Origin of the sequence: Amycolatopsis sp. FBCC-B4732 (assembly GCF_023008405.1) — a bacterium.
GTDB lineage: Bacteria > Actinomycetota > Actinomycetes > Mycobacteriales > Pseudonocardiaceae > Amycolatopsis > Amycolatopsis pretoriensis_A.
In genome coordinates, this window is the sequence record NZ_CP095376.1 from 7627194 (window position 1) to 7645966 (window position 18773).

Annotated in this window: 17 protein-coding genes; 4 read left to right on the plus strand and 13 right to left on the minus strand. The window is 68.3% G+C overall.

Annotation, left to right across the window (positions count from 1 at the left end; all coding sequences use genetic code 11):
- Positions 1 to 137: 137 nt before the first annotated feature.
- On the minus strand, positions 138 to 764 hold the full coding sequence (locus tag MUY14_RS33900) for a hypothetical protein (RefSeq protein WP_247015265.1): 627 nt from the start codon (positions 762 to 764) through the stop codon (positions 138 to 140).
- 290 nt (positions 765 to 1054) lie between these two features.
- Between MUY14_RS33900 and MUY14_RS33905 the strand changes: the two genes are divergently transcribed.
- From MUY14_RS33905 to MUY14_RS33920, 4 genes are read left to right on the plus strand one after another with little or no spacing between them, the layout of a single operon-like run.
- Positions 1055 to 1408 carry a hypothetical protein gene (locus MUY14_RS33905; RefSeq protein WP_247015267.1) on the plus strand — a complete coding sequence of 118 codons (354 nt, stop codon included), beginning with the start codon at positions 1055 to 1057 and terminating at the stop codon, positions 1406 to 1408.
- A gap of 32 nt (positions 1409 to 1440) precedes the next feature.
- The gene (locus MUY14_RS33910; RefSeq protein WP_247025381.1) at positions 1441 to 2031 is read left to right on the plus strand and encodes a DUF3558 domain-containing protein; all 591 of its coding nucleotides are present in this window, start codon (positions 1441 to 1443) and stop codon (positions 2029 to 2031) included.
- Between the two features lie 4 nt (positions 2032 to 2035).
- Positions 2036 to 3307 carry a hypothetical protein gene (locus MUY14_RS33915; RefSeq protein WP_247015269.1) on the plus strand — a complete coding sequence of 424 codons (1272 nt, stop codon included), beginning with the start codon at positions 2036 to 2038 and terminating at the stop codon, positions 3305 to 3307.
- Positions 3307 to 3987 carry an ESX secretion-associated protein EspG gene (locus MUY14_RS33920; protein ID WP_247015271.1) on the plus strand — a complete coding sequence of 227 codons (681 nt, stop codon included), beginning with the start codon at positions 3307 to 3309 and terminating at the stop codon, positions 3985 to 3987. The genes MUY14_RS33915 and MUY14_RS33920 overlap by 1 nt, the downstream gene beginning before the upstream one ends.
- Before the next feature lie 51 nt (positions 3988 to 4038).
- Here MUY14_RS33920 and nuoN read toward each other — a convergent pair whose 3' ends face one another.
- The 12 genes from nuoN to MUY14_RS33980 are packed head-to-tail and all read right to left on the minus strand — an operon-like array spanning position 4039 to position 18769.
- Positions 4039 to 5607, minus strand: coding sequence for an NADH-quinone oxidoreductase subunit NuoN (gene nuoN, locus MUY14_RS33925; protein WP_247015273.1), 1569 nt, complete (start codon positions 5605 to 5607; stop codon positions 4039 to 4041).
- A gap of 3 nt (positions 5608 to 5610) precedes the next feature.
- Complete coding sequence (locus MUY14_RS33930; protein WP_247015275.1) at positions 5611 to 7161, minus strand: NADH-quinone oxidoreductase subunit M; 1551 nt, start codon at positions 7159 to 7161, stop codon at positions 5611 to 5613.
- Positions 7161 to 9062: an NADH-quinone oxidoreductase subunit L gene (nuoL, locus tag MUY14_RS33935; protein WP_247015277.1), complete on the minus strand. Its 1902-nt coding sequence runs from the start codon at positions 9060 to 9062 to the stop codon at positions 7161 to 7163. Before nuoL ends, MUY14_RS33930 begins: the two co-directional genes overlap by 1 nt.
- A gap of 11 nt (positions 9063 to 9073) precedes the next feature.
- Positions 9074 to 9373 (minus strand): NADH-quinone oxidoreductase subunit NuoK, encoded by a 300-nt coding sequence (nuoK, locus tag MUY14_RS33940; protein WP_003081840.1) that lies wholly within the window; start codon positions 9371 to 9373, stop codon positions 9074 to 9076.
- Positions 9370 to 10233: an NADH-quinone oxidoreductase subunit J gene (locus MUY14_RS33945; RefSeq protein ID WP_247015279.1), complete on the minus strand. Its 864-nt coding sequence runs from the start codon at positions 10231 to 10233 to the stop codon at positions 9370 to 9372. The genes nuoK and MUY14_RS33945 overlap by 4 nt, the downstream gene beginning before the upstream one ends.
- Positions 10230 to 10754, minus strand: a complete 525-nt coding sequence (gene nuoI, locus MUY14_RS33950; protein ID WP_247015281.1) for an NADH-quinone oxidoreductase subunit NuoI — start codon at positions 10752 to 10754, stop codon at positions 10230 to 10232. The genes MUY14_RS33945 and nuoI overlap by 4 nt, the downstream gene beginning before the upstream one ends.
- Positions 10741 to 12090 carry an NADH-quinone oxidoreductase subunit NuoH gene (nuoH, locus tag MUY14_RS33955; RefSeq protein WP_247015283.1) on the minus strand — a complete coding sequence of 450 codons (1350 nt, stop codon included), beginning with the start codon at positions 12088 to 12090 and terminating at the stop codon, positions 10741 to 10743. Before nuoH ends, nuoI begins: the two co-directional genes overlap by 14 nt.
- Positions 12087 to 14558: an NADH-quinone oxidoreductase subunit G gene (locus MUY14_RS33960; protein WP_247015285.1), complete on the minus strand. Its 2472-nt coding sequence runs from the start codon at positions 14556 to 14558 to the stop codon at positions 12087 to 12089. The genes nuoH and MUY14_RS33960 overlap by 4 nt, the downstream gene beginning before the upstream one ends.
- A complete protein-coding gene (nuoF, locus tag MUY14_RS33965) occupies positions 14555 to 15838 on the minus strand; it encodes an NADH-quinone oxidoreductase subunit NuoF (RefSeq protein ID WP_247015287.1) in 1284 nt (427 codons plus the stop codon). The genes MUY14_RS33960 and nuoF overlap by 4 nt, the downstream gene beginning before the upstream one ends.
- Positions 15838 to 16695 carry an NADH-quinone oxidoreductase subunit NuoE gene (nuoE, locus tag MUY14_RS33970; protein ID WP_247015289.1) on the minus strand — a complete coding sequence of 286 codons (858 nt, stop codon included), beginning with the start codon at positions 16693 to 16695 and terminating at the stop codon, positions 15838 to 15840. The genes nuoF and nuoE overlap by 1 nt, the downstream gene beginning before the upstream one ends.
- Complete coding sequence (locus MUY14_RS33975; protein ID WP_247015291.1) at positions 16692 to 18023, minus strand: NADH-quinone oxidoreductase subunit D; 1332 nt, start codon at positions 18021 to 18023, stop codon at positions 16692 to 16694. The genes nuoE and MUY14_RS33975 overlap by 4 nt, the downstream gene beginning before the upstream one ends.
- Positions 18020 to 18769, minus strand: a complete 750-nt coding sequence (locus tag MUY14_RS33980; protein WP_247015293.1) for an NADH-quinone oxidoreductase subunit C — start codon at positions 18767 to 18769, stop codon at positions 18020 to 18022. The genes MUY14_RS33975 and MUY14_RS33980 overlap by 4 nt, the downstream gene beginning before the upstream one ends.
- Between the last annotated feature and the right edge of the window lie 4 nt (positions 18770 to 18773).

Below are 18773 nucleotides of genomic sequence, written 5' to 3' on the forward strand. Positions count from 1 at the left end.
GCGGTCGTTTACCCGCTGTCCTGCGGAAACGGTGACGAACATGACACACCGGCGGGTCACCGGAGGGGGTGGTTCATGATCCACGAACGGGTGGTTGGCGATTTCGGGCGCAACGGACGTCGCCGGCGGGCGGATATTCACCCTTGAGGACCGGCGGCTCTCCCGGTCGGCAAGGAGGACAGCGACATGCGCACCACCACCACCGCTCTCGCCGGAACGCTGTTGTTGGTGGCCGGACTCGCGGCGACCGCGACCCCGGCCCTGGCCGGCCCGCAACCGGGCGTGGCCACCATCGGCTCCGCGGAGTTCACCAAAGCGGGCTCGACCATCACGGTCCCTACCCAGGGCAAGTGTTCGGTCGACGGCCCGACAACAGCAACGGCCCAGGTGGTCCAGAAAACGGGAATCACCTTCGGCGGCGGCACATCGTCCTGTACGACAACGGTGACGGACCCGAACACGGACGCGACGTCGACGACCTCGACGGCGACGGGCAAGAACTTCGAACTCTCGGCCCTGGTGAGCGCCGGGGGCCCGCGGGTCAAGCTGTCGACGTTCACGGTGAAGTGCACGGCCACCCAGACGCAGACGAACGCGAACTGGTCGTTCGGCGGAATGTCGGGAATCGCGAACCCGCCGAGCCCGGTACCGGTGGGATACGTGTCGCCGATCAAGAAGTCGAACGGGACGGTGCTGGCGAACGCGGTGTTCAACATCCAGAACCTGCCGGGCGACGGAAGCATCGGGTTGACGATGTTGCGCATCGATTTCCTGCCGGCTTCGGGAATCAGCGGACAGGTCGTGCTGGGTCACACTTCTTGTTCTCCGACGCCTTGAGGTTTGACGGGGGCCGTTCGCGGCCCCCGTTTCTCTTTCGATTCGGCGCGGGGGAACCCTGGTAGGGTGCGGTGCGTCGGATACGCAGAGTGCTCGGGGTGGAGCACGCTGTTGGCTAGGGGAGAGCTGATGACGACGGTATTTTCGGTGGTGGGGTGTGTCTGAGCCACCGGTTTACTCGCCGGGTGGGGATAGGTCGCTGCCGGGGCCTGATGGTGTGCCACGGGCTGGGTCTTATGGACCGGTTGACGGGGGCGGGGCGGGGTTCTCGTACGACGAGGCGACGCTGCGGGAGCTGGTTCGGGAGTGGAACGAGCTGGCGAACGAGTTCGCCAGCGATTTGAATGCTGCGCGCCTGATCGCGATCACAGACGGGCCGGGCCTCGAGTACGCGAGCGAGGGCAACGCCGAGCTGATCCGTCAGTCGGGGTCGGCGCTCACAACCACGCTTGAGGAACGCGAGGCCTACTGCCGGGCCATGGCCGGGAAGTTCCAGGCGGCGCTGGGCAAGTACGCGACCGCCGAAGACACCCATTCGACAAGCATCAAGGGGACCGGAGGCAGCCTGTGAACCGTTCCTTGTTGCTCGGGTCGGCAGCAATGATGCTGCTCGTTGCCGCTTGCACCACGACCCGGAATGGGACGGCTACGCCGTCGCCGACCGAGTCGCCTGCGTCTCCGTCCACGGAGGGGAGTTCGCGATTGCCTGGTGACGGCGTGCCGGGAGTGGCGGCCCCGCTCGATACCGGGCAATTTCAGCGGGAGCCCTGCACGACCCTCACCGACTCCCAGATCACTCAGCTTCTCGGCCCTGCCACCGTGCCGAAACCGGAGGACATCGGCGAGGTCGGAGTCGGCTGCTCGTGGCACCCGACATCGGTCACCCAAGCGACCGTATCGGTCATCTACGCCACCAAAAACCGCAGGGGCCTGACTGCCATCTACGAACAAAAAGGAACAACCTTCCCTTTGTTCATTCCCATGGAAGCGATCGAGGGTTATCCCACCGTCGCGTACGGGCAGGCTGACCTGCGGACCAGCAGCGGCAAATGTGCGATCGCCATGGGCACCAGCAACGAAGACATCGTCGACGTATCGATCGCGCTGTCTGAAGGCAACATCGGGAAGAAAGATCCTTGTGCCGCCGCTCATGAGGTTGCGGCGACCGTCTTGAACAATCTCCGGGCGAGGTGAATCGATGGTTACCGAAGGACCGCTTACCGCCGCTCAGATCTACGAGCAGATCACCGGCGGGAAAGGCATTCAGTCGCTGGGAACGGCACATGACAGTGCGAGCCAGCTGACCAATCGGATGGTTGAGCGGGCTCAGCGGATCAGCGCCCTTCGCGCCAAGACCATGTCCGGCTGGCAAGGTAACGCCGGCGACGCCGCCGCCGATGCGACGCTTCCGCTTGTTCGGGCTGCTGCCGACGATGCTGTTCACCTCAAGACCGCCCAGAGCGCTGTCGGTGCTCAGATGGACTCCTTCGGCACAGCCAAGAACTCCGTCAAACCCGTTGCTCCTAAGCCACCGGAGCTCGGGGCTGATGACGTCATCAACGCGCTGAACGGGCAAGGCTGGGATTCCTACAACACCAAAGTCACCAAGTGGCAGGCCGATAGTCAGGCCAACATCGACGCCTTCAGCGCCTACCACTCCGCCAGCACCAGCAATGGTGGGCAGATGCCCGCTCAATACGCGCAGCTTGAGGACTCCGGTGCGCCCGTCTCCATGGATGACGGGACGAAGGCCAAGACCTCTGGACCCACCGACACCGGTGAATGGGCGCGGAAGCCCGCCGTTCCCGTGCAGCAGGACCGGCGAAGCGAGCAGGACAAAAGCCAGGGGCAAGTTGGGGGTCGGACGCAGAACCAGCTCCAGAACCACGTTCAGCAACCTGCGAAGCAACCCGGAAAGCAACCCGGGCTCGAGGGCGACACGCACGCCGGCCGCCCGGGGAGTGGGGGGCAGACTCACGCCGATCGCTTTGTTCCCAAGCCTGTCGTGCCGCCCGCTGCACAAGGGGGTTATGAGTTCGGGCCTACTGGCCAGCCTGTCAGCAACCTTGGTGGGAACACTGGCTTTGGACCCGGCACCGGAGGGTACGTCGGCGGGTATGGCACCGGCACGGGCGGAGGCGGGTACAGTACCGGCGCTGGAGGCGGTACCAGCCAGCCCGGGACGCGCAACCCCAGTCAGCCAGGCGTACGTGCACCCGGGGTCGGGACCGGCTCACGGCTTCCCGGCGAACGCATCCCCGGTGGCGTCCCAGCCCGTGGCGCAGCCGGTGCGCGAGGCGCCAACGGCATGCCCATGGGAACACTCCTGGGCGGCCGCGGAGGCAAAGAAGAAGATCGCGAAAAGAAGAAAGCTCCCTACCTGCAGAACCCCGACCCGGACGAAACCTTCGGTGGCTTCACCGAAAAGCCCATGCCCCCGGTGATCGGCGAAAACCGGGCCCAGAAGTAATGCTCAAAGCCGAACTCCAGCTCACCACCCTCCTCACCGCCATGCGCAACGTCGGCTGCGGCGACCCGCACCCCGTCTTCGCCGGCGGCCTGCGCTACATCCCGCCGTCAGCGAAAGACCGCGTAAACCGCGAAGCGTTCGAAGAACTCAGCGAATACGGCTTCACCCAAGGCGACGGCTTCACCCCCGAGTTCGAGGACGTCCTCCACCTCATCGACCAGCCCACGACGAAAATCCACGCCTACGCCCGCGACGCGAAAGAACAGATCGGCATCCTCTCCGCGCAAACAGGCAGGACCGCGATCACCGTCGTCTGCCGGGGGAACCTGGTCGAACTCGAGGGCGTCTCCCCCGACACCCACCCGGCCGACGCGCTGGTGGCCAAGCTGCCGCTCGGCCGCGCCGCCAAGATCAAGCCGTTCACCGTGGCGCTGGCGGACTTCCATGGAGAGCAAAAAGTCAGTGACGTCTTCGACGACGCACCCACGCGCAGCCGTCAAGCCCAGGAGCTCGACGCCATCCTCAACGAGCCCTACTCGGGGATCGGGCAGCTCCACACCGAAGGCAAGACCCTCAGCTACCTCGATTTGGAAGCCGGACGCGTCGGCATCGCGCGAACCGACGACTACATCAGCGTCGTACCCGGCGAACCGAAGCAGCTCAGCGACAAACTGAAATAGAAAAGGCCGCCACCCTCCAAGAAAACAGAGGGTGGCGGCCGAAAAACAACCTCAGAGTGCGAAGCCGCCCGAACCGGCCCAGCCCAGTGCGAACGCCGGGACCAGGCCCAGCACCAGCGTCACCGCCGTGCCGAGGAAGATCGCCGTTCCCGTGCCGAAGCCCGGGACCGTTACCGACGGGCCGTCGGCCGCCGGCTCCGAGAAGTACATCAGGACGATCACCCGCAGGTAGAAGAACGCCGCCACCGCGCTGAACACCAGGGCCACGACCACCAGCGGGGCCATTCCGTCCGACAACGCCGCCGAGAACACCACGAACTTGCCGACGAAACCGGACGTCAACGGGATACCGGCCAGCGCCAGCAGCAAGAACGTGAACACCGCCGCCAGCAACGGAGACCGCTTCGCCAGCCCGGCCCACGCCGAGAGGTGCGTTGCCTCGCCCGACGCGTCGCGGACCAGGCTGATCACGCCGAACGCCGCCAGCGTCGTGAAGCCGTACGCCAGCAGGTAGAACAGCGTGCTGGACAACCCGTCCTTCGTCATCGAGATCGCGCCGATGAGCAGGAAGCCCGCGTGGGCGATCGACGAGTACGCGATCATGCGCTTGACGTCGGTCTGGGTGAGGCCGAGGACCGCGCCGATCACCATCGAAATGATGGCCACGCCCCACAGGACTCCGCGCCACTCCCACGACGTCGACGAGAACGCCACCGACAGGACCCGCAGGATCCCGCCGAAGGCCGCGACCTTCGTGCACGCCGCCATGAACGCCGTCACCGGCGTCGGGGCTCCTTGGTACACGTCCGGGGTCCACGTGTGGAACGGGCCGACCGAGCCCTTGAACAGCAGGCCGACCACCAGGAGGCCGAGGCCCGCGAACAGGAGCGTGTCCGACCGGTCCGAACCGGCCGCCGCGGCGGCGATGTCGCCCAGCTTCACCGAGTTCGCGTAGCCGTACAGCAGCGCCAGCCCGTACAGGAAGAACGCGGAGGAGAACGCGCCCAGCAGGAAGTACTTGACCGCCGACTCCTGCGAGAGCAGGCGACGCCGACGCGCCAGGCCGCACATCAGGTACAGCGGCAGGGACAGCACTTCCAGTGCGATGAACATCGTCAGCAGGTCGTTCGCCGCGCAGAACGCCATCATGCCGCCGAGGGCGAACAGCGTCAGGGGGAACACCTCGGTCTGCATGACCGTCGCCGTCTGGGCGCGGTCCTGGACCGTGCCCGGGCGGATGCCGGCCTGCGCGACCAGCGCGCCGCCCGGCTCGACCACGCGGTCCGAAATCAGCAGCACCGCGCCGAGGGCCAGCGCCAGGAGCGTGCCCCAGAGGAACAGCGCCGGGCGGTCGATCGAGATCGCGCGGCTGAACGTCGTGACGCCGGCCGCCGGGGCGGAGCCGGTCGCGTACACGACCAGTGCGACGCCGGCGCCGACGATCGCCAGCAGGCTCAGGATGACCTGGGAGCGGAACCGCGAGCCCTTCGGGAAGAACGCCTCGACCAGCACGCTCAGGCACGCCGCGCCGAACACGATCAGCACGGGCAGCACGGCCGGGTAGTCGACCGACGGCACCTGCACCGGCTCCGGTGCCTGCGTCAGGAGGATGTCGAGCACGGTTTACTTGCCTCCCTGGACCGCGGACAGCGTCTGCTGCACCGTCGGGGTGACTGTGTCGAGCACCGGCTTCGGGTAGAAGCCGAGGACGAGGATCAGCACGACCAGCGGGGCGAGGATCGCGATCTCGCGGCCGTTCAGGTCGGTGATCGCCTTCTTCGCGCCGAGTTCCGGCGCCATCGCGGTGCCCGGTCCCCCGCCGACGCCGATGAGCGCGTCACCGCGGACCGGGCCCTGCATGACCCGCTGGTAGAGCCACAGCACGTACGCCGCGGCGAGGACCATGCCGACCGTCGCGAGGATCGTGTAGACCGGCTGGTCCACGTAGGACCCGATGAGCACCAGGAACTCCGAGACGAAGGAGTTGGTGCCCGGCAGCGAAAGCGTCGAGAGACCGGCGAGGAGGAACAGGCCCGCCAGCAACGGCGTCACCTTCGCCATGCCGCCGTAGTCCGAGATCTTCGAAGACCCGCCGCGCGCGATGACCAGGCCGATCACGACGATCAGCATGCCGGTCGCGAGGCTGTGGTTGAGCATGTACGTCGCCGAGCCGACCATTGCCTGCTCGTTGAAGGCGAAGATGCCCAGCGAGATGAAGCCGAAGTGCGCGATGGACACGTAGGCGATGAACCGCTTCATGTCCCGCTGACCCGCCGCGAGGATGGATCCGTAGAGGACACCGACCACCGAGAGCACCAGCACCAGCGGCGCCAGCGTCTTGCTCGCGTCCGGGAACATCGGCAGGCAGTAGCGCAGGAACCCGAACGTGCCGACCTTGTCCAGCACGCCGACCAGCAGGACGGCGACGCCGATCGGCGCCTCCCCCGCCGCGTCCGGCAGCCAGGTGTGGAACGGCACCAGCGGCGCCTTGATCGCGAACGCCAGGAAGAACCCGAGGAACAGCCAGATCTGCGTGGACAGCGGCGCGTCGCGGACCACCGTGACGAGCGTGGCCCAGTCGAACGTGCCGTGCCCGAGCTTGTCCTTCGCGAGCGAGTACGCCCCGATCGCCGAGGCCAGCATGATCAGGCCGCCGAGGAACGAGTAGAGGAAGAACTTCACCGCCGCGTACTGCCGGTTCGCGCCGCCGTAGCCGCCGATCAGGAAGTACATCGGGATCAGCATGATCTCGAACAGCACGTAGAACAGGAAGACGTCGGTCGCGGCGAACACGCCGATCGTGAGCGCTTCCTGCAGCAGGATCAGCGAGAGGAACCCGCCCGCGCTGCGGCCTGCCGGCAGCTTGTCCAGCGTGCCGAGGCCGCCGACGACGATCGGCACCAGCAGCGCGATCACCGCGATCATGATCAGCGAGATGCCGTCGGTGCCGAACGCGATGTGCACGCCGAAACTGGGGATCCAGTCGAAGCTCGACGTCATCTGCAGCCGCGCGCCCGAAGGCGAGTAGCTGAGCCAGAACGGGATGATCAGCAGGAACTCGAGGATCGAGAACGCCAGCGCGGCCAGCACCGCGGCGCGGTCGTTCCCCTTGAGGAACGCCAGCACCAGGGAGCCGGCGAGCGGCACCAGGATGAGGATCAGCAACCAGGTCATCAGGAGAACCTCACCAGCAGGAGAGCCGCCAGAAGCAGGAACGTGCCGCCCAGCATCGACAGCGCGTAGGACCGGACGAACCCGGTCTGGAGCCGCCTCAGCCGGCCGGAGCCGCCGCCGAGGGAGGCGGCGAGACCGTTGACCGCGCCGTCGACGCCGCGGTTGTCGACGAACACCAGCGCCCGCGAGAGCCAGGTGCCCGGGCGGGCGACCAGGGTCTCGTTGAGGGCGTTGCCGTAGAGGTCCTTGCGCGCGGCGCGGGTGACGAACGAGACGCGCTGCGGCTGCTCGACCGGGACGTCGCGGCGGAAGATCAGGTACGCGATCACCACGCCGAGCACGGAGAACACGATCGCCGCGATGGAGATCACCCCGGCGCTCAGCGGCGAGTGGTGCGCTTCCTCCAGCTCGCCGACCGAGGGCGTCAGCCACTCGGCGAAGCGGTCACCGAGGGCGAAGAACGCACCGGCGCCGACCGAACCGACCGCCAGCACCGCCATCGGGATCCACATGATCGCCTTGGACTCGTGCGGGTGGAAGTCGCGGCCGTCGCTGGACTTGATGTCCTTCCAGCGCTCCTTGCCGAAGAACGTCATCACCATCAGGCGCGTCATGTAGAACGCGGTGAGCCCGGCGCCCAGCAGCGCCGCGCCGCCCATCACCCAGCCACGCCAGCCGCCCTGGCCGAACGCCGCCTCGATGATCGCGTCCTTGGTGAAGAAGCCCGACAGCGGCGGGATGCCGATCAGGGCGAGGTAGCCGAGGCCGAAGGTGATGAACGTGATCGGCATCTTCTTGCGCAGGCCGCCGAACTTCCGCATGTCGACCTCGTCGTTCATGCCGTGCATGACCGACCCGGCCCCGAGGAACAGCCCGGCCTTGAAGAAGCCGTGCGCGACCAGGTGCATGATGCCCAGCGCGTACGCGATCGGCCCGAGGCCGACGGCGAGCATCATGTAGCCGATCTGACTGACCGTCGAGTACGCGAGGACCTTCTTGATGTCGTCGTACGCGCAGCCGATGATGCACCCGAGCAGCAGGGTCACCGTGCCGACCAGGGTGACGATCAGGCGGCCGTCTTCGGTGGCGTTGAAGATGTCCTTCGAGCGGGCCACCAGGTAGACGCCCGCGGTGACCATCGTCGCCGCGTGGATCAGGGCCGAGACCGGGGTCGGGCCCTCCATCGCGTCCGGGAGCCACGCCTGCAGCGGGAACTGGCCGGACTTGCCGCAAGCGCCCAGCAGCAGCAGGATCGCCATCGCGGTGATCGCCGCCGGCGAGAACTTGCCGTCACCGACCGCCTGGAAGACCTGCGCGTAGCCGGTCGAGCCCGCGTACTTGAACATGATGAAGATCGCCAGCGCGAGCCCGACGTCACCGACGCGGTTCATCAGGAACGCCTTCTTCGCCGCGGTCGCGGCGGACGGGCGGCCCTGGTACCAGCCGATGAGCAGGTAAGACGCGAGACCCACGCCTTCCCAGCCCATGTAGAGCGTCACGAAGCTGTTGCCCAGCACCAGGATCAGCATCGAGGCGACGAAGAGGTTGAGGTACGCGAAGAAGCGGTACCGGCCCTCGTCGTCGGCCATGTAGCCGATCGAGTAGAAGTGGATCAGCATGCCGACGCCGGTGATGAGCAGCACGAACGTCAGCGACAGCGCGTCGATCCGGAGCCCGAAGTCGATCTGCAGCGCGCCGGCCGGGATCCACGAATACAGCTTGGTGTCCGTCGTGGTGCCCGTGTTCGCGGTGAAGAACAGGATCAGGCCCCAGACGAAGGCCAGCGTGACGGTGGCGGTGCCGAGCAGATGCCCCCAGGCCTTCGCCCGCTTGCCCGCCAGCAGGAGGATCAGGGCGCCGAGGCCAGGCAAGGCCACCAGCAGCGACGATGATGCGGTCACTCGGGGGTCTCCTAGTACTTCAGCAGGTTGGTGTCGTCGACCGAAGCCGAGCGCCGGGTGCGGAAGATGGCCATGATGATCGCCAGGCCGACCACGACCTCGGCGGCCGCGACGACCATCACGAAGAACGCCATGATCTGGCCGTCGAGCCCGCCGTTGATCCGGGCGAACGTGACCAGCGACAGGTTCACGGCGTTGAGCATCAGCTCGATGCACATGAACACGACGATCGCGTTGCGCCGCACCAGCACGCCGACCGCGCCGAGCGCGAACAGCAGCGCCGACAGCAGCAGGTAGTACGTCGGGGTCATGCCTTCTCCCCTTCGGATTCCGAGCTGTCCGAGCCGACCAGCGCGTGCGCGTCCGGGTGCTCGACGTCGTCGGCGACGAGCTTGCGTTCCTTCGCCAGCTCGATCGCCGAGGTGGACTCGATGATCGCCGAGAGCGACTCCGGGGCGATCGAGCCGTCCGGCAGCAGCGCCGGCGTCGCCACCGAGTTGGCGGTGGCGAAGACGCCCGGGCCGGGCAGCGGCGAGGGCCGGTCGTGCTCACCGCGGAAGCGGGCGACGACCAGTTCCTTCTGCGTGCGCTTCCCGCCCTTGGCGTGCCGGTCGGTGAACGCCAGCACCATCGCGCCGATCGCGGCGGTGATGAGCAGCGCCGACGTCAGCTCGAACGGGAACAGGTAGTCGGTGAAGATCAGCTTGCCGAGGCCCTTGGGACCGCCGCCGGCCGCCGTCGTCGAGTCGAGCGGCGTCGCCGGGGTGACGTTCTCCATCGCCCGGTAGATGCCGGTGGCCAGCAGCGCGGCCATCCCGACGCCGAGCACGGTCGCCGCCAGCCGCTGGCCGCGGAGGACTTCGACGACCGAGTCGGAGCTCTCGCGGCCGACCAGCATCAGCACGAACAGGAACAGCATCATGATCGCGCCGGTGTAGACGATGATCTGCGTGAAGCCCAGGAACGGCGCCGACTGGATCATGTACAGCGCGCCCAGGCTCAGCATCGTCAGGACCAGCCACAGCGCCGAGTGCACGGCGTTGCGGGAGAAGATCATGCCGAGCGCGCCGAGCAGGCACAGCGGGCCGAGGATCCAGAACGCGACGGCCTCGCCGGTGGTGACGCCGGCCGCGGCACCCGTCGGGGCCTGGGCCAGGAGGGCGGTGATCACTGGACGCCCTCCCCGCGCGCGAGTTCGGGCCCGTTCACGTAGTAGTCCTGCTCGTTCTCACCGAGCCGCATCGGGTGCGGCGGCTGCTCCATGCCGGGCAGGAGCGGCGCGAGGAGGTCTTCCTTCGTGTAGATCAGCCGCTGGCGGTCGTCGTCGGCCAGCTCGTAGAAGTTGATCATCGTCAGCGACCGCGTCGGGCACGCCTCGATGCAGAGGCCGCAGCCGATGCAGCGCAGGTAGTTGATCTGGTAGTCCGCGCCGTACCGCTCACCCGGCGAGAACCGGGCTTCCTCGGTGTTGTCACCGCCCTCGACGAAGATCGCGTCCGCCGGGCACGCCCAGGCGCACAGCTCGCAGCCGACGCACTTTTCGAGGCCGTCCGGGTGGCGGTTCAGCTGGTGGCGTCCGTGGTACCGCGGGGCGGCGGGGGCGCCGGCCTCGGGGTACTCCTCGGTGGCGACCTTCTTGAACATCATCCCGAAGGTGACGCCGAAGCCCTTGACGGGATCAAGAAACCCCATCTTGCGCTCCTTCCTTTGCGGTACCGACGGCCGCCGGCTTGCGGCGGGCCGCCTTCGCCTCGGCCTTGGCCAGGGCCTTCTGACGCGGGGTGGTCTGCGGGACCTTGAGGTCCAGCGGCGGGACCGGGAAACCGCCGCCGGTCACCGGAACGGTCTCGCTCTCCTCTTCGCGGCCCGACGCGCGGACGTAGAAGAACAGGGCGACGACGATGAAGATGGCGACCGCGGCGATGATGATGGACGCGGTGTTCCAGGCGATGACCTTCGCGAAGGTCACCATGATGATCCACACCAGGTTCAGCGGGACCAGGACCTTCCAGCCCAGGCGCATGAACTGGTCGTAGCGCAGGCGGGGCAGCGTGCCGCGCAGCCAGATGAACCCGAACAGCAGGACGAACATCTTCGCGAAGAACCACAGCACCGGCCACCAGCCGGTGTTGAGCACGTTGTTCCCGATCAGCGACAGCGGCCACGGGGCCATCCAGCCGCCGAGGAACAGCGTCGTCGCGAACGCCGAGACGATCACCATGTTGACGTACTCGGCGAGGAAGAACATCGCGAACTTCATCGAGCTGTACTCGGTGTGGAAGCCGCCGACCAGCTCCGACTCGGCCTCGGGGAGGTCGAACGGGGCGCGGTTGGTCTCGCCGACCATCGAGATCAGGTAGATCACGAAGCTCGGGACCAGGTACAGGAACCACGCCGGCTGCTGCTTGCCGACGATGTCGGCCAGGTCGAGCGAGCCGGCCTGCAGGATCACCGCGACGATCGAGAGACCCATCGCGATCTCGTACGAGATCACCTGCGCCGCGCTGCGCATGCCGCCGAGCAGCGGGTACGGCGAGCCGGACGCCCAGCCGGCGAGCACGATGCCGTAGACGCCGATCGAGGAGCAGGCCAGGATCACCAGCGCGCTGACCGGCAGGTCGAGCAGCTGGAGCACGGTCCGCTCGCCGAAGATCGACACGACCGGGCCGAACGGGATGGCCGACAGCGCGATCAGCGACGGCACCACGCACAGGACCGGCGCGAGGAAGTACACCTTGCGGTCGGCCGTGTCCGGGATGATCTGTTCCTTGAACGGCAGCTTGATCGCGTCCGCCAGGGACTGCAGGTAGCCGCCCGGGCCGACCCGGTTGGGGCCGGGCCGGTTCTGCATCCGGCCGACGGCCTTGCGCTCCCAGACGATCAGGAAGATCGTGAAGATCGGCCCGATCAGCAGGATGACCACGCACTTCAGCAGGATCAGCCACAACGGGTCGTCCGCCAGCAGCGCCGCCCGCGTGGCCGCGTCCGGGACACTGCCCACGGCCGCTTCGGTCAGCAACGGTGTCACTGTTCACCCCCAGCAAGGTTCACCAGGGCACCGTGGCCGGCACCGAGGGTCTTGAACACGGCGGAGCCGTCGGAGTTGCCCGGCAGCCACACGACACCGTCGGGCAGGTCCGCGATCTCCACCGGCAGCGTGATCGCACCGCGCTCGGTGCTCACCTTCACGGTGACGCCCAGACCTTCGGCCGTCTTCGCGGACAACCGCGCGACCGGCGTGCGCTGAGTGCCCTTCAGGTGCGGCTCGCCGTCCTGCAGCGAACCGTTGTCGATCAGCTGGCGCCAGGTCGACAGGACCGCCTGGCCCGCGCCCGGCGTCACCGGGGCCGGCACCTCGACGGCGACGTGGCTCCAGTTCAGCGCCGAAGCCTTGCCCAGCTTCTCGAAGTCGCCGCGGGCGGCGGCCGGCGTCTGCGTGAACAGGTCGGCGTCCATCTCGACGGCGAGGGTATCGAGCACCCGGCAGTCCGGCAGGGCGCCGGTGCCTTCGAGGGTGACGTCGAACGGGCGGGTGCGGCCCTCCCAGTTGAGGTAGCTGCCGGCCTTCTCGTCCGACGCCGCCACCGGGAGCACGACGTCCGCGCGCTCGGTCACCGCGCTGTGGCGCAGTTCGAGGCTGACGACGAAGCCGGCGGTGTCCAGCGCGCGCAGCGCCAGCTCCGGGTCCGGCAGGTCGTACGGGTCGACGCCGCCGACGACCAGGCCGCCGAGCTCGCGGCCCGAAGCGGCCTCGAGGATGCCGGTGGTGTCGCGGCCCGGCGTGGCCGGGACCGGGACGCCCCAAGCGTTTTCGACGGCGACGCGGGCGGCGTCGTCGGTGACGCGGCGGCCGCCCGGCAGCAGCGTCGGGACGCAGCCGGCCTGCAGCGCGCCGCGGTCGCCGGCCCGGCGCGGGATCCACGCGAGCCGGACGCCGGTGCGCTCCACCAGGTCCTGCAGCGCCGAGAACAGGCCGGGCACCTGGGCGGCGCGCTCGCCGACCAGGACGACCGAGCCGTCGCCGCGCAGGGCCTCGTCGAGGTCCGGCGCGTGCTTGGCGATGCCGTCGATGGCCGCGGCCTCCTGGCCGGGGACGCAGGCGAGCAGCTCACCGAACGTCTTGCGCACCGACGAGGTCGTCCACTGTCCCAGGTGGACGACGCGGGTGCGGTTCTTGCGGGCCGCCTTGCGCAGCCGCAGGAACACGATCGGCGCTTCGTCCTCAGGCTCGAAGGCGACGCACAGGACCGTGCGGGCCCGCTCGATCTCGCCGAAGGTGACGCCGGACTCCGCCGTCACGCCCACGACCCGCGAGGTGAGGAACGCGAGCTCCTCGGCCGAGTGCGGGCGGGCGCGGAAGTCGACGTCGTTGGTGTGCAGGGCGACCCGGGCGAACTTCGAGTACGCGTAAGCGTCCTCGACGGTCAGCCGGCCACCGGGCAGGACGCCGACGCCGCCGTTCGAGCGGGCTTCGGTGAGGCCGGCGGCCGCGATGCGCAGCGCGTCGGTCCAGGACGCCTCTTCCAGCTCACCGCTGGCGGCGTTGCGGACCAGTGGACGGCGGATGCGGTCGTCGGCGCCGGTGTAGCGGAAAGCGAAGCGGCCCTTGTCGCAGATCCACTCTTCGTTGACCTCGGGGTCGTCGCCGGCCAGCTTGCGCTGAACCTTGCCGCGCCGGAAGTCGGTGCGCTCGGCGCAGCCCGACGAGCAGTGCTCGCAGACGCTCGGCGAGGACACCAGGTCGAACGGGCGGGAGCGGAATCGGTAGGCCGCGCTCGTCAGGGCCCCGACCGGGCAGATCTGGATGACGTTGCCGGAGAAGTAGGACTGGAACGGCTGGCCGGACGTCGTCCGCGACGCCAGGTCGAGCACGTCCGCCGTCTCCGCGGTGCCGATCTGCTGGTGGGCGCCGCGCTCGAGGAGCTCGATGAACGGGTCGCCGGCGATCTCGCGGGAGAACCGGGTGCAGCGCTGGCAGAGCACGCAGCGTTCGCGGTCCAGCAGCACCTGCGTCGAGATCGGCAGGGGCTTCGGGAACGTCCGCTTGGTGTCCACGAACCGGGACTCCGTGCGGCCGTGGGCCAGCGCCTGGTTCTGCAGCGGGCACTCGCCGCCCTTGTCGCAGATCGGGCAGTCCAGCGGGTGGTTGATGAGCAGCAGCTCCATCACACCCTGCTGGGCCTTGTCCGCGACCGGCGACGTCAGCTGCGTCTTGACGACCATGCCGTCGGCGACGGTCATCGTGCATGACGCCTGCGGCTTCGGCATCGGCCGGCCGCCCATCTCGACCTCGACCAGGCACTGGCGGCAGGCGCCCGCCGGGTCGAGGAGCGGGTGGTCGCAGAACCTCGGGATGACCGTGCCGAGGCGTTCGGCCGTGCGGATGAGGAGCTCGCCCTTCGGGGCGATGACCTCTTCGCCGTCGATGACCAGCTTGACGTGGCCTTCGGGGACCGGCGTCTCTTCGGTCTGAGGCTTGTCGGGGGCGATCGTCATGATGCCTGCGCTCCCACCAGTTCGCGCTTGGTGCTCTCACACAGAGCGAGGAATTCGTCGCGGAAGTACTTGATGCCGCTCTGGATCGGCGACACCGCGCCGTCGCCGAGGGCGCAGAACGACCGGCCGAGGATGTTGTCGCAGACGTCGAGGAGGGTGTCGATGTCCTCTTCGGTCCCGTGGCCCTCGACCATCCGCTCGAGGATCTGCGCCAGCCAGTACGTGCCTTCGCGGCACGGCGTGCACTTGCCGCAGGACTCGTGCTCGTAGAACTGCGTCCACTTCATCACGGCCCAGGGCACCGACACCGTCTCGTTGAAGACCTGCACGGCGGTCGTGCCCAGCATCGACCCGGCTTCCGCCGCGCCTTCGAAGTCCAGCGGAACGTCGAGGTGCTCCGCGGTGAACATCGGGGTGGACGAGCCGCCCGGGGTCCAGAACTTGAGCGGGATGCCGTCCTTCATGCCGCCCGCCATGTCGAGCAGCTCGCGCAGCGTGGTGCCGAGCGGGCACTCGTACTGGCCGGGCTTCTCGACGTGGCCGGAGATCGAGTAGATCTTCGGGCCGGGCGACTTCTCGCGGCCCATCTCGCGGAACCAGCTCGACCCGCCGTTGACGATGAACGGCGCGCTCGCGATGGTCTCGACGTTGTTTACCGTGGTCGGCGCGGCGTAGAGACCCGCGGCGGCCGGGAACGGCGGCTTGAGCCGCGGCTGGCCGCGACGGCCTTCCAGCGAGTCGAGCAGCGCCGTCTCTTCACCGCAGATGTACGCGCCCGCGCCGGCGTGGACGGTGATCTTGAGGTCGAAGCCCGAGCCGAGGATGTTCTCGCCCAGGTAGCCCGCCGCTTCGGCTTCGCGCACGGCCGCGTTGAGGCGGCGGATGCAGTGCAGCGCCTCGCCGCGGACGTAGATGAAGCAGTGGTTGGACCGCATCGCGTACGAGGCGATGATGCAGCCCTCGATCAGCGAGTGCGGGTCCGCCATCATCAGCGGGATGTCCTTGCAGGTACCCGGCTCGCCCTCGTCGGCGTTGATCACCAGGTAGTGCGGCTTGTCGAAGTTCGGCGGCATGAAGGACCACTTGATGCCGGCCGGGAAGCCCGCGCCGCCGCGGCCGCGCAGGCCGGAGTCCTTGACCACCTGGACGAGCTGCTCGGGCGTGCCGGCCAGTGCCTTGCGGACGGCGGTGTAGCCCTCGAGTGCCTCGTACGTCCCGATCTGCCAGGAGTTCGGGGACAGCCAGCGCTTCGTGAGGACCGGCGTAATGGGATCGGCCATTACTTCTTCTCCACTTCTGGGAGTGGGACATCGGAAGCCACCGGGGCGACCCAGCCGCGGTCCTGCGCGAGCTTCGCGCCCCGCAGCGTCTCGACGGCCTGCGAGGGACCGTCGACGTCCGCGCGGTACTGGCGCTCGTCCTCCGGGAAGAACCCGGCGAGCTGCAGTTCGGCACCCTTGAAGCTGGACAGCGGCGCACCGCGCGTCGGCGCCGGCTTCTTGCCCGCCCGCAGCGCGTCGACCAGTGCGACGGCCTTGTCCTCGGTCTGGTTGTCGAAGTACTCGTAGTTGACCTGGATGACCGGCGCGAGGTCGCAGGCCGCGAGGCACTCGGCGTGCTCGAGGGTGATCGAGCCCAGCTCGTTCGGCGTGCCCGCGGTCTCGTTGTGCCCCAGCGGTTCTTCCTCGGACCCGAGGTGCGCCTGGAGCTTCTTGTAGATCGCGTCGCCGCCCATGGCCGCGCACAGCGTGTTGGTGCAGACGCTCACGAGGTGCTCGCCGCAGGGCTTGCGCTTGTACATCGTGTAGAACGTCGCGACCGCGCTGACCTCGGCGTCGGACAGGTCGAGCTGCTTCGCGCAGAACGCGATGCCCTCCTGGCTGACGTAGCCCTGCACGGACTGCACGAGGTGCAGCATCGGCAGCAGCGCCGAGCGGGACACCGGGTAGCGGGAGATGATCTCCTGCGCCTGGGCCGTGGTGCCGGCGTCGAAGACGTCTTCGAGCGGCGTGTCTTCGATGATCCCGGCGGCCGCCGCGGGGTCCGGCGCGATGGCGACCACGTCGACGTCCGGCCCGGCCGCGGCGTGCGTCGTCACGGCGTCCTTCGAGCCGGGTTCGGGAACTGCTGTGCTCATCGGTCCACTCCCCCCATGACGGGGTCGATCGAGGCGATCGCGGCGATCACGTCCGCGACGAGGCCGCCTTCGGCCATTGCGGGCATCGACTGCAGGTTCACGAAGCTCGGTTCGCGCACGTGGACCCGCAGCGGCCGGGTGCCGCCGTCGGAGACCAGGTGCGCGCTCAGCTCGCCGCGCGGCGACTCCACCGAGGTGTAGACCTGCCCGGCCGGCACCTTGAAGCCTTCGGTCACCAGCTTGAAGTGGTGGATCAGGGACTCCATCGACTGGCCCATGATCTTCTTGACGTGCTCGAGCGAGTTGCCCATGCCGTCGCTGCCGATGGACAGCTGCGCGGGCCAGGCGACCTTCTTGTCCTCGACCATGACCGGGCCCGGCTCGAGCTTCTCCAGGCACTGCTCGATGATCTTGAGGCTCTCGTGCATCTCGTGCACCCGGATCAGGTAGCGCGACCAGCAGTCGGCACCGTTGTCCACGGGCACGTCGAAGTCGAACTCGTCGTAGCAGGAGTACGGCTCGGTCTTGCGCAGGTCCCACGGGAGGCCGGCGGACCGCAGCACCGGGCCGGTGACACCGAGCGCGAGGCACGCGTCGACCGGCAGGTAGCCCACGCCCTTGAGCCGGTTCCGCCAGATCGGCTGACCGGTGAACAGCTTGTCGTACAGCGGAAGGCGCTTCTTCATCGTCTTGACGAATTCGGTGACCTTCTCGACGTAGTCCGCCGGCATGTCCTGCGCGAGGCCGCCGGGGCGGATGAACGCGTGGTTCATCCGCAGGCCGGTCAGGTGCTCCAGCAGGTGCAGCACCTCTTCGCGCTCGCGGAAGCCGAGCGTCATCGCGGTGGTGGCGCCGAGTTCCATGCCGCCGGTCGCGATGTAGACGAGGTGCGAGCCGATCCGGTTGATCTCCAGCAGCATCACGCGAAGCAGCTGCGCGCGGCGCGGGGCCTCGATCTGCAGCAGCTTCTCGACGCCGAGGCAGTACGCCATCTCCGTCGAAAGCGGGGCCAGGTAGTCCATGCGCGTCACGAAGGTGACGCCCTGGGTCCAGGTCCGGTACTCGCAGTTCTTCTCGATGCCGGTGTGGAGGTAGCCGATGACCGACCGCAGCTGCGTGACGGTCTCGCCCTCCATCTCCAGCACGAGCCGGAGCACGCCGTGCGTCGACGGGTGCTGCGGGCCCATGTTGATGACCATGCGCTCGTCGTGCGCCGCGTCGGCGATGACGTCGTCCCAGTCGCCGCCGGAGACCGAGTAGACGCGGCCCTCGGTGGTGTCCCGCGAGTCGGCTTCGGGAACTTCGGTGGTGTCTTCGTTGATGGTCACGAGTACGACCTCCGCTGGTCCGGCGGCGGGATCTCCGCGCCCTTGTATTCGACCGGGATCCCGCCGAGCGGGTAGTCCTTGCGCTGGGGGTGGCCGTCCCAGTCGTCCGGCATCAGGATCCGGGTCAGCGCCGGGTGGCCGTCGTAGACGATGCCGAACATGTCCCAGGCCTCCCGCTCCTGCCAGTCGGCGGTCGGGTAGAGCCCGACCAGCGACGGCACGTGCGCGTCGTCGACGTCGAGGGTCACCTCGAGCCGGATCCGGCGGCGGTAGGTCAGGGACGTGAAGTGGTACACCGAGTGCAGCCGCTGCGGGACGTCGACGCCGTAGTCCACGCCGGACACCGAGGACAGCAGCTCGAAGCGGAGACCGCCGTCGTCGCGCAGCACCTTCGCGATCGCGGGCAGCTGCTCGCGGGCGACGTAGAAGGTGATCTCGCCGCGGTCGACCGTCGTCTGCAGGATCGCTTCGGCGGGGATCTTGTTGTCCGACAGCGCCGCGTAGAACTCGTCGGCGAACTGGTCGAACCAGCCGCCGTACGGGCGTTCGGCGGGCGCCGGGTTGTAGGCCGGGAGCCGGACACCGCCGTAGCCGGAGGTGTCGCCGGTGCCGTGGACGCCGAACATGCCCTGGCGTTCGCGGCCGGTGACGACGGGTTCGGCGGGGCGGGTGCCCGTCGGCTCGAGGCCGCCTTCGGGCCGGTCGGCGCTGGACTGCTCGTCGCCGGGTTGCGGGTTCTCAGTCATCGCT

Bases quoted from the DNA above. Each gene is read 5' to 3' on its own strand.
- MUY14_RS33900 (WP_247015265.1), bottom strand. From the start codon at position 764: ATGCGCAACATCGTCAACCCGATGCTTCCGTCGCCCGGCAGGTTCTGG.
- MUY14_RS33910 (WP_247025381.1), top strand. From the start codon at position 1,441: ATGCTGCTCGTTGCCGCTTGCACCACGACCCGGAATGGGACGGCTACG.
- MUY14_RS33915 (WP_247015269.1), top strand. From the start codon at position 2,036: ATGGTTACCGAAGGACCGCTTACCGCCGCTCAGATCTACGAGCAGATC.
- MUY14_RS33920 (WP_247015271.1), top strand. From the start codon at position 3,307: ATGCTCAAAGCCGAACTCCAGCTCACCACCCTCCTCACCGCCATGCGC.
- MUY14_RS33930 (WP_247015275.1), bottom strand. From the start codon at position 7,161: ATGACCTGGTTGCTGATCCTCATCCTGGTGCCGCTCGCCGGCTCCCTG.
- nuoK (WP_003081840.1), bottom strand. From the start codon at position 9,373: ATGACCCCGACGTACTACCTGCTGCTGTCGGCGCTGCTGTTCGCGCTC.
- nuoI (WP_247015281.1), bottom strand. From the start codon at position 10,754: ATGGGGTTTCTTGATCCCGTCAAGGGCTTCGGCGTCACCTTCGGGATG.
- MUY14_RS33960 (WP_247015285.1), bottom strand. From the start codon at position 14,558: ATGACGATCGCCCCCGACAAGCCTCAGACCGAAGAGACGCCGGTCCCC.
- nuoF (WP_247015287.1), bottom strand. From the start codon at position 15,838: ATGGCCGATCCCATTACGCCGGTCCTCACGAAGCGCTGGCTGTCCCCG.
- nuoE (WP_247015289.1), bottom strand. From the start codon at position 16,695: ATGAGCACAGCAGTTCCCGAACCCGGCTCGAAGGACGCCGTGACGACG.
- MUY14_RS33980 (WP_247015293.1), bottom strand. From the start codon at position 18,769: ATGACTGAGAACCCGCAACCCGGCGACGAGCAGTCCAGCGCCGACCGG.